Annotated in this window: 14 protein-coding genes; 13 read left to right on the top strand and 1 reads right to left on the bottom strand. The window is 46.4% G+C overall.

Annotated elements, in window-relative coordinates:
• Positions 1-5 precede the first annotated feature (5 nt).
• From G459_RS0108565 to G459_RS0108500, 13 genes are all read left to right on the top strand, one after another.
• Positions 6-767 carry an exodeoxyribonuclease III gene (locus G459_RS0108565; protein WP_026967282.1) on the top strand — a complete coding sequence of 254 codons (762 nt, stop codon included), beginning with the start codon at positions 6-8 and terminating at the stop codon, positions 765-767.
• Between the two features lie 39 nt (positions 768-806).
• On the top strand, positions 807-1,208 hold the full coding sequence (locus tag G459_RS0108560; RefSeq protein WP_026967281.1) for an ATP-binding protein: 402 nt from the start codon (positions 807-809) through the stop codon (positions 1,206-1,208).
• 2 nt (positions 1,209-1,210) lie between these two features.
• Positions 1,211-1,636 (top strand): rRNA maturation RNase YbeY, encoded by a 426-nt coding sequence (ybeY, locus tag G459_RS0108555; protein ID WP_026967280.1) that lies wholly within the window; start codon positions 1,211-1,213, stop codon positions 1,634-1,636.
• A 75-nt stretch (positions 1,637-1,711) separates the two neighbouring features.
• Entirely contained in the window at positions 1,712-3,577 is a 1,866-nt protein-coding gene (gene mnmG, locus G459_RS0108550) for a tRNA uridine-5-carboxymethylaminomethyl(34) synthesis enzyme MnmG (RefSeq protein WP_026967279.1), read from the top strand.
• A gap of 1 nt (position 3,578) precedes the next feature.
• Positions 3,579-4,472: a class I SAM-dependent methyltransferase gene (locus tag G459_RS0108545; protein ID WP_026967278.1), complete on the top strand. Its 894-nt coding sequence runs from the start codon at positions 3,579-3,581 to the stop codon at positions 4,470-4,472.
• Positions 4,469-6,199, top strand: a complete 1,731-nt coding sequence (locus tag G459_RS0108540) for an Ig-like domain-containing domain (protein ID WP_035455468.1) — start codon at positions 4,469-4,471, stop codon at positions 6,197-6,199. The genes G459_RS0108545 and G459_RS0108540 overlap by 4 nt, the downstream gene beginning before the upstream one ends.
• Before the next feature lie 404 nt (positions 6,200-6,603).
• Complete coding sequence (locus tag G459_RS0108530) at positions 6,604-8,352, top strand: AMP-dependent synthetase/ligase (RefSeq protein ID WP_026967275.1); 1,749 nt, start codon at positions 6,604-6,606, stop codon at positions 8,350-8,352.
• A 343-nt stretch (positions 8,353-8,695) separates the two neighbouring features.
• The gene (locus tag G459_RS0108525) at positions 8,696-9,157 is read left to right on the top strand and encodes a MarR family winged helix-turn-helix transcriptional regulator (RefSeq protein ID WP_035455512.1); all 462 of its coding nucleotides are present in this window, start codon (positions 8,696-8,698) and stop codon (positions 9,155-9,157) included.
• A 45-nt stretch (positions 9,158-9,202) separates the two neighbouring features.
• Positions 9,203-11,608 carry a 3-hydroxyacyl-CoA dehydrogenase/enoyl-CoA hydratase family protein gene (locus tag G459_RS0108520; protein ID WP_026967273.1) on the top strand — a complete coding sequence of 802 codons (2,406 nt, stop codon included), beginning with the start codon at positions 9,203-9,205 and terminating at the stop codon, positions 11,606-11,608.
• Positions 11,609-11,669: 61 nt separating this feature from the next.
• Positions 11,670-12,845, top strand: a complete 1,176-nt coding sequence (locus tag G459_RS0108515; protein ID WP_026967272.1) for a thiolase family protein — start codon at positions 11,670-11,672, stop codon at positions 12,843-12,845.
• A 68-nt stretch (positions 12,846-12,913) separates the two neighbouring features.
• A complete protein-coding gene (locus G459_RS0108510; RefSeq protein ID WP_026967271.1) occupies positions 12,914-13,273 on the top strand; it encodes a four helix bundle protein in 360 nt (119 codons plus the stop codon).
• Positions 13,274-13,321: 48 nt separating this feature from the next.
• Positions 13,322-15,115 (top strand): acyl-CoA dehydrogenase family protein, encoded by a 1,794-nt coding sequence (locus G459_RS0108505; protein WP_026967270.1) that lies wholly within the window; start codon positions 13,322-13,324, stop codon positions 15,113-15,115.
• A gap of 134 nt (positions 15,116-15,249) precedes the next feature.
• On the top strand, positions 15,250-16,386 hold the full coding sequence (locus tag G459_RS0108500) for a BamA/TamA family outer membrane protein (RefSeq protein WP_051315139.1): 1,137 nt from the start codon (positions 15,250-15,252) through the stop codon (positions 16,384-16,386).
• A 51-nt stretch (positions 16,387-16,437) separates the two neighbouring features.
• On the opposite strand, the gene G459_RS28915 is transcribed toward G459_RS0108500, so the two are convergent.
• Entirely contained in the window at positions 16,438-17,223 is a 786-nt protein-coding gene (locus tag G459_RS28915) for a bestrophin-like domain (protein WP_026967268.1), read from the bottom strand.
• Positions 17,224-17,284: the final 61 nt, after the last annotated feature.

Here is a 17,284-nt window from a genome sequence, read left to right as displayed (position 1 = left end):
TTTGAATGAAACTAATCTCTTACAACGTCAACGGTATTCGTTCTGCCATCAACAAAGGTTTTGTAGAATGGCTGAGGGAAGAAAATCCAGATATCATTGGTTTACAGGAGATTAAGGCTCAAGAGAAAGACATTGATGCGGCGATCGTTCAAGATATGGGCTATGAGCTATACTGGTATCCGGCGGTGAAAAAAGGATACAGCGGAGTCGCCATTTTCTCAAAAATCAAACCGAAAGCAGTAAGGTATGGAATGAGTCTGAATCGATACGATGATGAGGGCAGGATGATCCAAGCTGATTTTGAAAACTTCTCTTTCATTTCTTCCTATTTCCCTTCTGGGACGACGGGCGATATTCGGCAGGGGTTCAAGTACGGGTTTTTGGACGACGTCTTCGGATACATGCAGGATTTGAGAAGAGACAATTCTTCGATAATACTCAGCGGCGACTACAACATTTGCCACAGACCGATTGATATCCACAATCCTATTTCAAACAAAAATTCATCCGGATTTCTACCGGACGAGCGAGCATGGATGGATCGGTTCACTGGGTCTGGTTTCATCGACACGTTTCGCCACTTCAATCCAAATCCTCATCAGTACAGTTGGTGGAGTTACAGAGCAAACTCACGCACAAAAAATCTGGGTTGGCGAATAGACTACCACATGGCAACCCAGTCATTGCAAAACAGACTGAAAAGTGCCGTAATTTTGCCAAATGTGAAACACTCGGATCATTGTCCGGTTGTACTAGAAATTGAATAAAAATCGATCAATACGAACTGAATCATAGAATATTCCCAGATGAAGTCTATAAAAATCTCAATTCCGTCTCTAATAGAGAACATCAAAGTCATCGAAAGCTTTATTGACAACGCAAAAGATAAATTTGAGATCAACGATGACATCTACGGAAACATTATGATTTCCGTGACGGAATGCATCAGCAACGCGATCATTCACGGCAATCAAAATGACAAGAATAAGCTCGTTCACCTCGAACTCAAAATGGAGGACGATCAGCTTAAATTCATCATTGAGGATGAAGGCGAGGGATTCGACATGCAAGCGCTTCAAGATCCTACTGCACCTGAAAACATAGAAAAACCGGGAGGGCGAGGGATCTTTCTCATTCGTCATCTAAGCGACGAAGTGAGATTCGAAGATGGAGGCAAAAAGACCGTACTCTCCTTTTACATGGATTAACTATGGCTATCAATTTCTTTTCGGAAGAGATCAAGTTTGACCTCCCCCAGAAACTGCGAAGAAAGGCATGGCTGAAGAAAATTTCCCAATCTGAAGGTTTCAAAATCGGCGAACTGAATTATATCTTTTGCTCTGATGAATATCTCTACCAGATCAACGTCGACTATTTGAATCATCACACATACACAGACATCATCACTTTCGACAATTCTGAAGAAGAGAACGTCATCGAAGGTGACATTTTTATAAGTATTGATAGGGTAAGAGAAAACGCTTCAAAACATCAGCAAGACGAAGCCAGCGAACTTAGTCGAGTCATCAGCCACGGTCTTTTTCATCTCATGGGATACAAAGACAAATCCAAGGATGAGAGCGAAGCTATGAGAACTCAAGAAGGATTGGCCATCAAATTGTACGAAAAAAGTTAACTGTTCCACGTGAAACCTTGAATGAAATTCGTTTCAAAAAGACAGTGTTTCACGTGGAACACAATATAGAAAAGCATGTTTCCAACATACGATGTTATAGTAGTAGGAGCGGGTCACGCAGGTTGCGAAGCCGCGCACGCGGCAGCGATGATGGGTTCAAAAGTGCTCCTTTGCACAATGAATATGAACACCATTGCCCAAATGTCATGCAATCCAGCAATGGGAGGTGTGGCTAAAGGGCAAATTGTACGCGAAATTGATGCGCTGGGGGGAAGATCAGGGATCATATCAGACAAATCCATGATCCAATTCAGAATGCTCAACAGATCCAAAGGTCCCGCCATGTGGTCGCCGCGCACTCAAAATGACCGAATGAGATTTGCTGAAGAATGGAGACTGGCCTTAGAAAGCACTCCAAACGTCGACTTTTGGCAAGAAATGATATCCGGCCTATTGGTGAAAGACGGCAAAATATGCGGGGTAAGAACTGGAATCGGTATAGAAATCCCATCAAATGCAGTTGTGCTTACCAACGGAACATTCCTGAATGGCGTGATTCACATTGGTGAAAAGCAATTTGGTGGAGGTAGAACAGGGGAGTCCGCAGCCAAAGGCATCACAGAACAGCTGGTTCAACTTGGCTTTGAAGCAGGACGAATGAAAACCGGAACTCCGCCAAGAGTCGATGGGCGCAGCTTGGACTATACTAAAATGGAAGAACAATTCGGGGATGAAAACCCGGAAAAATTCTCCTATTTGGATTCAACAGAGCCTCTGAAAAAACAACGGAGCTGCTGGATTACCTATACAAGCAAGGAAGTTCATCAGGCCTTAGAAACAGGTTTTGATCGCTCTCCGATGTTCAATGGTCGGATTCAAGGGCTTGGTCCAAGATATTGCCCAAGTATAGAGGATAAAATCAATCGATTTGCAGAGCGGGAAAGACACCAAATATTCGTCGAACCAGAAGGATGGGATACTGTCGAAATCTATGTCAACGGATTCTCCACCTCTCTACCGGAAGACGTACAGTACAAAGCATTGCGTCTCATCCCGGGCTTTGAAAATACCAAGATGTTCCGTCCCGGATATGCGATCGAATATGATTTCTTTCCGCCAACCCAGCTGAAACTTTCCCTTGAAACTCATCTGATTGAAAATCTCTTTTTTGCTGGGCAAATAAACGGAACCACCGGATACGAAGAAGCCGCATCGCAGGGCCTGATGGCTGGCATAAATGCGAGCCTTAAAGTCCAAGAAAAAGATCCGTTTGTTCTCAAGCGTTCCGATGCCTACATAGGTGTACTGATAGATGATTTGATCAATAAAGGCACTGAGGAGCCATATAGGATGTTCACGTCTAGAGCAGAATTCAGATTGCTCCTGCGTCAGGACAACGCTGATCTTCGCCTGACGAAGTTAGGACATGAAATTGGCCTAGCCTCAGATCAACGATTGGAAAAAATGCTGGACAAAAAGTCCGCCACTGCAGGACTTATCAACGAACTGAAACAGAAAAAACTAAGTCCAGAAACGGCAAACGGTGGTCTGGAAGCGATCGGTACTGCGACGATTCAAGAAAAGACAAGCGCCGAAAAACTTCTGAAAAGACCCCAAATAGGGATCAGTGAACTAGTCAACATCGATGACGATTTGCGGAGAAGCCTTAGCAAGTACACGAAGGAAGTACAGGAGCAAGCCGAAATTCAGATCAAATACGACAGCTACATCGACAAAGAGCAGCAGATGGTAGAAAAACTTTCAAACATGGAAAATTTCCGCATCCCCACTCAGTTTGACTTTCTGGCCATCACCGCACTATCCAATGAAGGAAAACAAAAGCTTAACAAAATCCGTCCGGAAACACTTGGACAAGCTTCCAGAATCAGTGGGGTATCACCGGCTGATTTATCTATCTTAACGGTCTATTTGGGAAGGTAAAATGCTAGAACGACTTAGTAAATGCCCACTTTGCAAAAGTGGGCTTTTTCTTAACCACTCCGAAGTTAATGACTATGCGGTGAGCAAAGAAGCCTTCATTCTTTGCAAGTGCTCTAGCTGCAAATTGCTCTTCACAAACCCAAGACCTAGTCAAGAGAATATTGGTCCCTACTATAATTTCCCGGAATACTATTCCCACGAGGACAAGGCAAAAAACTTAACCCAATGGGTCTACCAAAAGGTGAGAAACTACAGTATTTCTAAGAAGGTAGAAGCTATCGGATTGCTCAAAGAAACAGGAAACCTTCTCGACTACGGTTGCGGTACGGGGGAATTCTTAAACGCGGCTAAACGTAAAGGCTGGAAAGTTGCCGGAGTCGAGCCAAATGAAAAAGCGAGAACCCAAGCTAACCTAAAGCTCAAAAACAAAATCCAAGCATCCGTCGACGACCTCAAAAAAAATTCAAGCTTTGATATCATCACACTGTATCATGTTCTCGAGCACATTCACGATCTAAGAAAAACATCAAAAAAGATCATAAATCACTTAAAATCAGATGGTTACATAGTGATTGCTGTCCCAAATCACGAAAGCTGGGACGGCAAAAACTATGGAAAGTATTGGGCCGGCTGGGATGTACCAAGACATCTCTACCATTTCACCAAGGAATCGATGGAAAGTTATCGAGAGGAGTTTGGACTGGAATTAAAAGAAGTACAGCCGATGAAATTCGACAGTTTCTATGTCTCTCTTCTATCCGAAGGATATCTCGACAAAACCTCTTCCTTAATTTCAAGATACTCGAAGGCCATAGCCAATGGCCTCAAATCAAATCGTTCTGCAAATTCACCGGGTCAATTTTCAAGCAATATTTTCGTTTTCCAAAAGAAGTGAACAAGCTAAGATTACTGCTATACGGACTCACATTTTTGATCCTTGCTGCATGCGCTAAGCAAAGTACTCCCACGGGTGGCCCAAGGGATGAAGATCCGCCGGTGCTGTTAGAATCTAATCCAGCTACCCAAAGCCTAAACACGAGGCCAGACGAAATCACGATCACCTTTGACGAATACATCAAATTGGAAAATCCGTCAAAAGGAATTGTAATCACGCCTAGGGTCAAAAAAGATGAGGTTGAGTTTTCTGCTTTAAAAAATGTGGTCACCATCAAACTCAATCAAGAACTCGAAGACAGCACCACCTACGTGTTTGATTTTCAAAAATCAATTGTAGATATCTCGGAGGAAAACCCAGCAGAAAACCTCAAACTGGTTTTTTCTACCGGAAACTCCATAGACAGCATGAGTATCTCAGGAAAGGTCAATTTCTATTTTCCGCTTTCGAAGACCGACCTCAAAGATGTCCTTGTCGGAATCTATCCCGTTGGAGACACCACGGATGTATTGACTGCACAGCCCTACTATCTAAGCCAGGTAGACACCACGGGCACATTTACCATCACCAATATCAAAAACGGAAAATACCTCGCATACGCCTGGAAAGACACCAACGGAACGCTGAAAGCCGAGGCCAAATCGGAGGATTATGACTTCCTCCTGGACACCTTGAATCTCAACTCGAACATCGAAAACATTACGTTCAACCTGTCTAAAGCCGATATAACACCCATAAGAATTCTAAGATCCGCCACCTTTGGACAAAACTTCGATATCATCGTAAACCGGAGTCCTATTGAAACCGAACTCGGTAACGACAAGCTCGGACAGGATTATTTCTATGCCAATCTGGACTCAAGAATCAGGATCTACGCTACCGGTGCACAAACCGACAGCGTCCCGTTTCAGGTCAGTCTAAAAGATTCTGTGGGCTATACCAAGGACTCATTGCTCTGGGCAAAATTTCCCGAATCAGACCGGAAACCTGAAAAACTGACGGTGACAGCCAACTCTGGAAAAAACTTCTACCAAAATCTGGAGGTAGAGCTGAAGTTTAACAAGCCACTGAAGTCAATCAATACCGACTCACTCTATGTGACATACGACACCGCATCGACCATTCCTATCACCGAATCGATGTTTTTCTTCCCAGATTCCACGAAAAGAGACATTCTAAAAATCCTTTTGAGCGTCCCTGACTCAATTTCTCAAGAGGTCTTTACCATCAAAGCAGCCGATTCTACCTTCACCGACATCGAAAACCAAGTAAATGAAGCAGTCCTATCGGCCAATTACAGGAAACTAAAACGTGAGGGCCTCGCCGATGAAATCTCCGGAAACATCCTTGATGCCAAACCACCCTTCCTTGTGCAGCTGCTAAACTCTAAAAACGAGCTCATTCAGGAGCAATTTTTAGAGAATTCAAGCGCCTATTCCTTTAAACTTGTCGAACCCGGAACGTTCAAAATCCGGGTAATTGAAGATCTCAACGGAAACCGGCGCTGGGATCCATCCAATTTCGCACACAGAAGACTGGCAGAAAGAGTCTTTTATTTCCAAAACGCAGAGCTACAGCCAACGATTATCATCAGAAGTGGATGGTCGCTTCAAGACCAAAACATACGGGCATCCGACCCTACCGGTCTTCCAAAAGATCAAATTGAGCCTGTGGAAAAGCCCCAAATCAATGTAGACAACTCGGATGAAAACTCCGGAAAATTATAGCTCCGTCAACAATTCTGAGACTTTCCCGCCTCGGAAGAATCTCTCTGGGGAAAAGTATCCATTTGTCCACATTCACCTGAGAAGCTATCCACACCCCACTTAACCACATTCAGCAAACTCGGAGAAATCCACCATATCTTCACCTTTTCCATAAAAGACAGCATATCAAAACCATACAAGTGGATAGACGGTTGATAACTTGTCAAGAACATCAATTCACACCTACAGAAATTGTGGTAAACTTTTAATCAATGGCTTATCAACAAATCCACAGCCTTAATAACCTTAATAGTTTTATTTATTTAAATAAATTAATAAGGTTATTACCCTGTGAATTGTGTGGATAGCTTTTGTGAATGCGTCTTGGATTGGCTAATATTAGAATAGACAACCCAAGATAACCGATGGAGCTCAATCGCCTTTTTGACCTGATCCCGTATCAGATTTCTACCTACAACAAGAAGATTGCTTTTGCTCAGAAATCTGAAGGAGCTTGGAAAACCTATTCCTCCCGGGACGTAAAGACGATCGTCGACAATCTGAGTCTCGGACTGCTGGCTTCGCAAATTTCATTTGGAGACAAAGTGGCGATTATTTCCGAAAACCGTCCCGAGTGGAATTTTGTGGATTTTGCATTGCAGCAGCTTGGTGCCATTTCGGTACCGATGTACCCGACCATCACTACGGAGGATTACGCGTATATCTTTGATCACGCCGAGGTGAAAATGATCTTTGTGGGCGATCAGACTATCTATGCCAAAGCAGCGGAAGTTGCCGGTACGCGACTTATTTATTCTTTTGATTCGCTGGATGGGGTCGAAGATTGGAAATCTCTAGTCGAATTGGGCGAATCTGGCGATCTGGCAAAACTGGAAGACAGCAAAAGCCGGGTGAAAAACGAGAATCTCTTTACGATCATCTATACCTCAGGCACGACCGGAAAACCAAAGGGCGTCATGCTTAGCCATGCCAACATTCTGTCCAATGTCTTTGCTGTCTCCGACCGGATGACGCCTCCTCCAGGCGTGTCAACCGCGCTCAGCTTTTTGCCGCTTTGCCACATCTACGAGCGTACGGGGTCTTTTTGCTTTCTGTATCTTGGTTTTTCAGTCTACTACGCTGAGAGCATGGAGAAGATTTCGGACAATCTGAAAGAAGTCCGGCCTCATGTATTCAATACCGTACCGCGACTTTTGGAAAAAGTGTACGACAAGATTGTCGCAAAAGGATATGGCCTTAGCGGGGTGAAAAAGCAGCTTTTCTTTTGGGCGCTAAACTTGGGTCTCAGCTACGATCCTACAGAAGAGAAGGGCGGCTGGTATGATTTTCAGCTCAAAATGGCCAACAAGCTGATCTTTTCGAAGTGGAGAGAAGCATTGGGCGGAAACATCATGCAGATCAACTCTGGGTCTGCCGCACTTCAACCTAGATTGGCCAGAGTATTTTGGGCCGCGGGCATCAAAGTCTGTGAAGGCTACGGATTAACAGAGACCTCACCGGTGGTTTCAGCAACCTACGGAACGACCGACGGGGTAAGGATCGGCTATGTCGGCAAAATAGTAAAAGACGTGCAAGTGAAAATCGCCTCAGACGGCGAGATCCTCGTCAAAGGACCCAATGTGATGCTAGGATACTACAAGCAGCCTGATATGACCGCAGAGGTACTCCAAAACGGCTGGTTTCACACAGGAGATATCGGCGAGCTGGACGGAGAATTCCTCAAGATCACAGATCGCAAAAAAGAGATGTTTAAAACCTCCGGCGGAAAGTACATTGCGCCGCAATTGATGGAGAACAAATTCAAGGAATCCCTGCTGATCGAACAATTGATGATAGTCGGTGATGGCAAAAATTATCCGGCGGCTTTGGTTGTTCCGAGCTTTGATGGGCTCCGGGAGTATTGCCGCCGAAAGGATATCCCGTACACCTCTGACGCTGAGATGGTATTGAAGCCTGAAATTCAGGAAAAATACCAGTCGGAAGTAGACAACCTGAACAAGCACTTTGCAAAATGGGAACAGGTCAAGCGGTTCAAATTGCTGGACCAACCTTGGGGAATCGATTCGGGGGAATTGACCCCAACGCTGAAATTGAAAAGAAAAGTCATCACTCAGAAGTTTTCCAAAGAAATCGAAGGAATCTACCATGTCTAACTTCCTATTTTTTGCCGGTTTAGGATTCTTTATGAAAAATTAATCTCAGAATTACTTTTTGGTGATGTGGATTTATCGATACGATTATTTGGACTTCGTGACATAATCGGCGTGATGATGAATTATTATTCTTCAAACCATCGTATTGACAGTTTTAAATTTGTGATGCATGCATAACTTTTTTGCGAAATAGTATGCATGCATACAAAATATCTCTAAATTAGGTCTGCTCAAATTCAGCTTTTGATCGCCATGAAATCGAGCATGTTGGCAGCGCCTCACACTGTGATGATTTTAATATCTGCGAGATTCCGGATGGCCAATGAAAATCAGTTATGAACACATGAAAAGAGAAGAGACCGTAGACTATCATATCAAAAGTGCCTGGCATGCCATCTCCCGGATGTACAATCAGCAAGCGGCTGAGGAGGGATTTACCACGGCGATTGGATTTGTCCTGATCAACATCCACTCCAAGGACGGTACTCCTGCAACCAAGATTGCCCCGTTGATTGGTTTGGAGACCAGAAGCCTCACCCGAATGCTGAAAACCATGGAGGAGAAAGGCCTGATTTTCAAAAAAGCCGACCCCTTGGATAAGCGCTCGGTTCGGATTTTTCTGACGGAGGAAGGAAAGGAAAAAAAGGAAAGGTCTGTCAACACCATCAGAAACTTCAATGAGCAAGTCCGTGAGTTGGTCAGCGAAAAGGAACTGAATGCGTTTTTCGAGGTGTTTGAAAAGATCCAGCTCGTGATCGACCAGGTCAACATCAATGAAGTCAACAAGCCCATATTTGAATTGTAAACCAATATTCCTCCCGGCGGAGGAGACTACCAAAAACTCAAAATAATGAACAGAACCATTAAGAAAGTAGCCATTTTAGGTTCAGGTGTAATGGGATCGCGCATTGCCTGTCACTTTGCAAATATCGGTGTACAGGTGCTTCTTTTGGATATCGTTCCTTTTGAGCTCAACGAGGAAGAGCAGAAAAAGGGACTGACCAAAGAACATCCCGCCGTCCGCAACCGGATCGTCAACACCGCCCTTCAAAACACCCTGAAATCCAACCCGTCGGCGATCTACGACAAGGCCTTCGCCAGCAGGATCACGACTGGAAATTTTGAAGATGATCTGCCGAAAATCAAAGATTATGATTGGGTGATGGAGGTGGTGGTGGAGCGCTTGGACATTAAGCAGTCGCTCTACGAAAAAGTAGAAAAGTTTAGAAAAGCCGGTACCCTGATTACTTCCAATACGTCAGGGATTCCGATGCACATGATGTGCGAAGGGCGAAGCGAAGACTTTCAGCTCAATTTTGCCGGAACGCACTTTTTCAACCCTCCCCGATATCTGAGACTTCTTGAGATCATCCCCGGGCCAAAGACCAAACCGGAAATCATCGATTTCCTGATGGAATATGGTGACCGGTTTTTGGGAAAGGAGACCGTGCTTTGCAAAGATACTCCGGCGTTTATCGCCAATCGAATCGGCGTCTACGCGATCATCTCGGGGATGCACACCATCGAAAAGATGGGACTCAGCGTCTCTGAAGTGGACAAACTGACTGGACCAATAATTGGTAGGGCCAAATCCGCGACGTTCCGTACCATGGATGTCGTCGGTCTGGATACCACGGTGAACGTGGCCAACAACCTGTACAAAGCCCTTGTCCATGACGAGTCCCGAGACAAATTCAAGCTTCCCCAAATCGTCGAGGTGCTCTACAACAACAAATGGTTTGGAGACAAGACCGGTCAGGGGTATTTCAAGATGATCCGTCACAAGGACGGAACCAAAGAACTGAAGGAACTGGATCTGAAAACCTTCGAATACAAAGACGTAGAGAAACCAAAATTCAAGGCGCTCGAAGCTTCGAAAGACATCGAGGATCTCAAAAAAAGGATTAAGTTTTTGGTCAATTTTGATGACCGTGCCGGAGAGTTTTACCGCGCTTCGTTTTACGATTTGTTTAAATACTGTTCCCACCGCATTCCGGAAATTACAGATGAACTTTTCCGAATCGATCAGGCCGTTTCGGCCGGTTTCGGCTGGGAATTGGGACCGTTTGAGACCTGGGATATCTTGGGTGTAAAAGAAACCGTCGAAAAAATGGAAGCAGCTGGAGAAACAGCGGCTCCGTGGGTTCACGAAATGCTTGCAGCTGGGAACGAAACTTTCTACAAAGTAGATGGCGGCAAAAAACTCTTTTACGACATACCAAGTAAGTCTTACGTTGAGGTACCTGGTGTCAAAGATTTCATCATCCTGGACACGCTCAAATCCGCGGGTAAAAAGGTCTGGGGAAATGCAGGATCTACGGTCTATGATCTGGGCGACGATGTCATCGGACTGGAATTCCACACGAAGATGAACTCGATGGGCGCCGAAGTGATCGAAGGGATCAACACCGCAATCGGCATGGCAGAGAAATCTTACAAAGGCTTGGTCGTCGGAAATGAAGGAGCAAATTTCTCCGCAGGCGCCAATCTCGCGATGCTTTTCATGTTTGCCGGAGATCAGGATTTCGACGAGGTCAATCTGATGATTGCCCAGTTTCAAAACACCATGATGCGGGCGAGATATTCATCGATTCCCGTCGTGGTCGCACCGCACAACATGGCTTTGGGAGGTGGATGTGAACTCTCGCTTCACTCTGATCATGTGCAAGCGCATGCGGAATTGTACATGGGATTGGTAGAAGTTGGGGTGGGGCTGATCCCCGCCGGCGGAGGCACCAAGGAGATGACCTTGCGGTTTTCGAACGCGATCATCAATGGAGATGTCGAACTTAATCAGCTTCAGGAGTACTTTATGAACATCGCCACTGCAAAAGTTTCGACTTCGGCACACGAAGCCCTGGGACTGGGTTACCTGAGGAAGAGCGACGGTATTTCAATCAACAGAAAGCGCCAACTGGCCGACGCGAAAGAGCAAGTTTTGGTATTGAGCGAAAGTGGCTACACTCAGCCACTGCAGCAGACGAACATCAAAGTGTTGGGAAAAACCTCCCTGGCGCTCTTTGAAGCAGGAATCACCGGAATGCAGTACGGCGCTTATATCTCGGAACATGATGCCAAGATCGCCCGAAAGCTTGCTTGGGTGATGTCAGGCGGAGACTTGTCCTCTCCTACCGAAGTCACCGAGCAGTATTTACTTGACTTGGAGCGGGAAGCATTCTTGAGTCTGACTGGAGAGAAAAAGACCTTGGAGCGCATTCACAGTATCTTGTTCAAAGGCAAACCGCTGAGAAACTGATGTCCAAAGTACGAAGTACAATGTACCAAGTAACTCAATAAGCAAATAACTAGACAACAACATGGAAGCATACATAATCAACGGATATAGATCAGCAGTAGGAAAATCAAAAAAAGGAGGGTTCAGGTTTTACCGGCCAGATGATCTGGCAGCTGATGTGATCAAGCATTTGGTCGCAAACACACCGGGACTCGAGACCAAGATGGTTGACGACCTGATTGTCGGCAATGCCGTTCCCGAGGCCGAGCAAGGCATGCAGATGGGACGAATGATCTCTCTTTTGGCCCTTGGAATCGAAAATCCCGGTTTCATCATCAACAGATATTGCGGCTCAGGACTGGAAGCAATTGCTTTGGCAGTAGGCAAGATCAAAGCGGGAATGGCTGATTGCATCATCGCAGGCGGAACGGAATCGATGTCTTTGGTACCGATGATGGGCTACAAAACAGCCCTCAATTACAAGATCGCAACCGAGCATCCCTCCTACTACATCAGCATGGGACTGACTGCTGAGGAGCTGGCCAAAGAATACAGCATCACCCGCGAAGAAGCGGATGCTTTTTCCGTCAGGTCACATGAGAAAGCCCTTGCGGCAATCGCAGCTGGCAAATTCAAAGACGAGATCGTACCGGTCGAGGTGGAAGAAACCTATCTGGACGAAAAGGGCAAAAAGAAAACCCGAAAGTTCACCGTGGATACGGATGAAGGCCCACGCGCCGGAACGACCATGGAAGTCTTAGCTTCGTTAAAGCCCGCATTCAAAAACGGCGGACAAGTGACTGCCGGAAATTCTTCGCAGACTTCTGATGGAGCCGCTTTTGTGGTGGTGATGTCTGAGCGTCTGATGAAGTCGCTCAATCTGGATCCGGTCGCAAGATTGATGTCCTACTCCGTCGCTGGAGTCGATCCACGCATCATGGGTATCGGACCGAGAGAGGCAGTTCCCAAAGCCCTGAAGCAGGCTGGATTGACATTGAACGACATTGATCTCGTCGAACTCAACGAGGCCTTTGCTGCGCAGGGGCTGGCGGTGATGAAGTCGCTGGATATGAACCCTGACATCGTCAATGTCAACGGAGGCGCGGTCGCTTTGGGACATCCGCTCGGATGCACCGGAGGCAAGCTTTCCGTGCAGATTTTCAATGAACTTCGCCGTCAAAACAAAAAATATGGCTTGGTCACCGCCTGCGTCGGCGGTGGACAGGGCGTGGCAGGGATTTACGAGTTGTTGAAATAAATAGTAAGACGAGAGACACAAGATCTAAGACAGGCACAAGGTCAGTTACACTTTTAAACCGGACTTCCATGCATAACTACAAAGAACTAATTGTTTGGAAAAAAGCCATTAGGTTGTGTGCTCATATTTATCGGCTTACTGCAGATTTTCCAAATGAGGAAAGGTTTGGCCTCATTTCTCAAATACGTAGGGCTGTCGTCTCTGTACCTTCAAATATTGCAGAAGGCGGTGGAAGGCGTACCGATAAGGAGTTTGCGCATTTTCTTGGCATTGCGCATGGATCGATCTGTGAAGTCGAATCCCAGCTTTATGTTAGCGTAGAACTCGAGTTTACTTATTTCGATAAAATTGATTTCATCACCACCGAAATCACTGAAATACAGAAAATGCTTTACGCCTTAATTCTAAAGTTTGACTCCAAAATCTAGATGGATCTTACATCTAAAGTCTAGTTTCTAAAATCTTAAAAAATCAATATGACCACACTAACCAAAGCAATCCAAGGAGGTGAATTCCTCGTCCGAGAAACTTCCGCGCAGGATATATTCATCCCGGAGGAGTTCAGCGAAGAGCAGAAAATGATGGCTCAGGCCTGTCAGGACTTTATCGATACGGAAATCACTCCGAATTCCGAGGCAATCGACAGCATGAAGCACCCCGATTTGGTCCCTTCCATTTTCAAGAAGGCAGGCGAGCTGGGCCTACTCGGAGTGGCTGTTCCCGAGCAATACGGAGGGTTGGGCATGAGCTTCAACACCTCAATGCTCATCGCGGATATTATTGGCGCAGCGGGATCTTTCTCTACCACCTACGGAGCACATACCGGGATCGGGACTTTGCCGATCCTGTACTATGGATCTGAGGAGCAGAAGCAAAAGTACTTGCCCAAACTCGCAACCGGTGAATGGGCTGCCTGCTATTGCCTTACCGAGCCGGATGCCGGTTCGGATGCCAACAGCGGGAAAACAAAGGCGGTTCTTTCACCGGACGGGACACACTACCTGATCACCGGGCAGAAGATGTGGATCTCCAATGCCGGTTTTGCGGATCTGTTTATCGTTTTCGCTAAGATCGCCGAGGATAAAAACCTGACCGCATTTATCGTCGAAAAGACCTTTGGTGGTATCACGATGAACGAGGAGGAGAAGAAGATGGGCATCAAAGGTTCATCCACCCGTCAGGTATTTTTCAATGACTGCCCGGTGCCGCTAGAAAACATGCTTTCAGATCGCCAAAATGGTTTTAAGATCGCAGTAAATATCCTGAACATCGGGCGGGTCAAACTGGGTGCGGGCGTGTTGGGTGGGGTGAGGACCGTTACTTCCCGCAGCATCGCTTACTCTACCGAGCGGAAGCAGTTTGGTGTGAGCATCAATACCTTCGGTGCCATCAAATCCAAGCTGGCAGAGATGGCAACCCGGGCCTATGTCTCTGAATCCCTGTGCTACAGAGCAGGTCAGGACATCGACGACCGGATCAATGCGCTCATTGCGGACGGGATGAATGATGCCGAGGCCAAGCTCAAAGGCGTGGAAGCATTTGCGATAGAATGTGCGATTGCCAAGATCCACGGTTCTGAAGTGTTGGACTATGTAGTGGATCAGGGTGTCCAGATCTATGGGGGAATGGGATATTCCGCAGAAGCACCGATGGAAAAAGCCTATCGGGACGCAAGGATCTCCAGAATCTACGAAGGTACTAATGAGATCAACAGGATGCTGATGGTGGGCATGGTGCTGAAGCGCGCGATGAAAGGCGAAATCAACCTGTTCGAACCGGCAATGGCCGTCTCCGCAGAGCTGACTTCTGTACCTTCTTTCGAGACCATTGACACCTCGGAGCTGTTCGCAGCCGAAAAAGAAGTCCTCAAGAAACTCAAAAAAGTATTCCTGATGGTGGGCGGAAAGGCGGCGATTGCTTTGCAGGATCGCATCGAGGACGAGCAGGAGATCATGATGAACCTGGCAGACCTGATGATTGAGATTTACGCAGCGGAGTCGGGAATCCTACGAACTGAGAAGCTCGTGAGCCTGAAAGGTCAAGAAGCCTGTGCGCATCAGATCGCCATGGCGAAAGTTTACCTTTCCCAAGCGGTGGACAAGATTGCTATTGCTGCCAAAGAAGCCATTGGCTCTTTTACCAAAGGAGACGAACAAAAAGTCATGCTGATGGGCCTGAAACGGTTTACCAAAGCAGATCTGGTGAATACCAAAGAACTGAGAAGACAGATCGCAGACTACATGATCGCCGAGGGCAAATATCCTTTTTAGGATTTGACGGACTTAGATTACAAAGCCTTTGGTTTTCAGACAAACCAAAGGCTTTTCTTTTTCCCTGTAAAATCCTTTTGTCGAATGCTGATCCCTTTTTAGATTGGATTATATTTTATCTAATGATTTTTAGCATGAAAAAAGCCCTCCTCTTCTTTTTCGTTTTTTCACTTCAATTGGGAATTGCGCTGGCGCAAAAGCAAAAAGTGTCTTTCAAAGATTCCCTGGATCAGAAGCTCGATCTCAGCGACTGGGTTTTGACTGCACATGGCTTCATCCCCTTTCCTTCTATCATCACGGAGCCGGCTTTGGGTGGCTTTGGAGGAGCCTTATTCGGAGTATTCGTAGACCCAAACACGCCTTATCGGGACAGTGTGGATGGAAAGGAGGTCCTTACTCGGGTCAAGCCCAACATTTATGGAGCGGGTGGAGCAATGACCGTAAACGGTACTTGGATGCTGGGTGCAGCTGCCATCGGGGTAATCAAAAAATGGCGCTCTAACTATCGCCTAGTCACGGGCTATGCGGATGTTAATCTGGAATTTTACCGAACATTTGAGCAGTTGGGCGAAAGGACGTTTGAATTCAATATCCGAACCATCCCCATCATGGGTCAGTTGACCAAGCAGGTTGGAAAAAGTGACTGGTATGCGGGGCTGAATTACTTGTTTTTGAAAACTGATCTCGGGCTCACCAATTACGATTTCCACGATGATAAGGCGATCAGTGCCATCATCAGCCGTCCCAGTGTGCTGATTGAGTATGACGGGAGGGATAATATCTTTACGCCTGACCGGGGCCTGCACTGGACCAATCTGATCGGTACATCTGCCGAGTGGCTGGGTAGTGAATATAGCTATGGGTTGGTGAGTACAACAGCGTTTTATTGGCTCCCTGTCACGTCTACCTTGATTTCTGGCTTCCGGGTGGAGGCACAAAATTTATGGGGCAATGCGCCGTTTTACGTGCTTCCTTTTGTGAATCTTCGGGGTATACCAGTGGCACGCTATCAAGGAAACACCACCGCGACGGCCGAGACGGAATGGAGATGGGACTTCAGCCCGAGATTCAGCGTGGTAGGATTTGTCGGCACAGGAAAAGCAGTATTGAAGGAGGATTCTTGGGGTGACGAGTCTTGGAAAACTTCCGGCGGAGCAGGTGGAAGGTATCTGATTGCGAGGAAGCTTAAACTGAGGATGGGCATTGACATCGCACGGGGGCCGGAGGAGTGGGCGTATTATTTTGTGTTTGGGACTTCTTGGAGAAAATAAAGGCCAGTCTCTCAATGTTTTCTTCACCGTTGAAAAGCTGAATTTGACCTCTTAATCAAACTCTCCGCGCAACTCAATGATCTTCGAATTTGCTTCGTCAAGCGTCACAAAGCCGGATCGGGGTCTGTCCAGATCGAAGATCGAAAAGACCGTCATCGATAGCATCAGCGAAAATCCAATGACAATGATCCAGTCGAAATTGTCTTTACGCTCATAGCCAAGGAGAACCGTAGAGGAAATACAAAGGATAATCAAAAACCACTGAATCGAGGGAGGAATGTTTGCCTCCCCTGCTGCCTTGCGTGACGTGGTGACGTCGATCATGTCATTGAGCGCGGGGACGATTTCTGAGGTTTTTACCAGATTTGGATCCGACTTTGCGAACTCCGTTGCCTGGTTCCAAATCGCCTTTCCGGTTGAATCAGAATTTTTCAAATGGTACAGGATTTTTCCGACATCCGATCCGGCTTCAAAAAAGGCGATCCGCTCATCGAGGTAGTACTTGAGACTGGACTTCATCGGGGCCTGGACGCTGTCTGGGAAAAAGCCCATTCTAAGGAGCGTCGTTCCTATCGCATTCGCTTCCTGCGTAGCCAGTTCTCTTCGGGTGTCGAATCGGGAGTTGGCCATGCTAAACGTGAAGGCTAGAATCAGCGCGAGCAAGCCGAGCAAAGTCGAACTGATCGATCCCAACTCGTCGTTCGTTTTGGATGGATTTCGCTTGAGTTTCCATTTTTTCAGTCGAAATCCTACGACGTAGGCCGCTATGAGAAGGACAAAGAGCGACACTCCGATAATTCCAGGGGCTACATAGTCAATTGCTGAAAGTTCAAGCATGAAGGGGGGATTTTGGCAATCTGAAAAGCAAGTTAAGAACTGAATTGCTGCAAAATCATGA

This window comes from Algoriphagus terrigena DSM 22685 (assembly GCF_000429445.1).
Classification (GTDB): Bacteria; Bacteroidota; Bacteroidia; order Cytophagales; family Cyclobacteriaceae; genus Algoriphagus; species Algoriphagus terrigena.
Note: the sequence above shows the minus strand (reverse complement) of the source record. Positions and strands in the feature narration are given on the sequence as shown.